This window comes from Micromonospora sp. DT178 (assembly GCF_049841695.1).
Classification (GTDB): Bacteria; Actinomycetota; Actinomycetes; order Mycobacteriales; family Micromonosporaceae; genus Micromonospora.
Window position 1 is genome coordinate 1 of the sequence record NZ_JBNCKV010000048.1, and the last position, 802, is coordinate 802.

Annotated in this window: 1 protein-coding gene; it reads left to right on the plus strand. The window is 71.6% G+C overall.

Annotated elements, in window-relative coordinates; translation table 11 throughout:
• A partial coding sequence (locus ACLQ22_RS31890; RefSeq protein WP_425695582.1) for a ketoacyl-synthetase C-terminal extension domain-containing protein occupies positions 1 to 802 on the plus strand: 802 nt, incomplete at both ends.

An 802-nucleotide genomic window follows, 5' to 3' on the forward strand; every position in this document is an offset into this window, starting at 1 on the left:
CAGGACGGCGCTTCCAACGGGTTGAGCGCCCCGAACGGGCCGTCGCAGCAGCGGGTGATCCGTCAGGCTCTGGCCAACGCGCGGCTGTCACCGGGCGAGGTGGATGTGGTGGAGGCGCACGGCACGGGCACCACGTTGGGTGATCCGATCGAGGCGCAGGCGCTGATCGCCGCTTACGGCCAGGACCGGCCCGCGGAACAACCGCTGCGGTTGGGGTCGGTGAAGTCGAACATCGGCCACACCCAGGCAGCCGCGGGGGTCGCCGGGATCATCAAAATGGTCCTGGCGATGCGACACGGGCTGATGCCCAGAACGCTGCACGTGGACGCCCCGTCAACACACGTGGACTGGTCAGCCGGATCGGTGCGACTACTCACCGAGGCCACACCATGGCCGGGCAACGGCCGACCACGACGCGCCGGGGTGTCCTCGTTCGGGATCAGCGGCACCAACGCCCACCTCATCCTGGAAGAGGCCCAACCGTTCGAGTCGTCGCAGGACACGCCGGCCGACCCGGCGGCCTCGGGCCAGGAGCCGCCGGTACTGCCGGGCGGGGTGGTGCCGTGGCTGCTGTCGGCTAAGACCGAGGTGGCGTTGCGGGCGCAGGCGCAGCGGCTGGCCGGGTTCGTGGCCGACCGGCCCGAGGTCGGGCCGGTTGCGGTGGGGCGGGCGTTGGTGGACAGCCGGGCGACCGGGTTCACCCATCGGGGTGTGGTGCTTGGCCGGCATCGGTCGGTGTTGATGGACGGGCTGCAGGCGCTGGCCGCGGGTGATCAGGCACCGGGGGTGGTGACCGGGATCG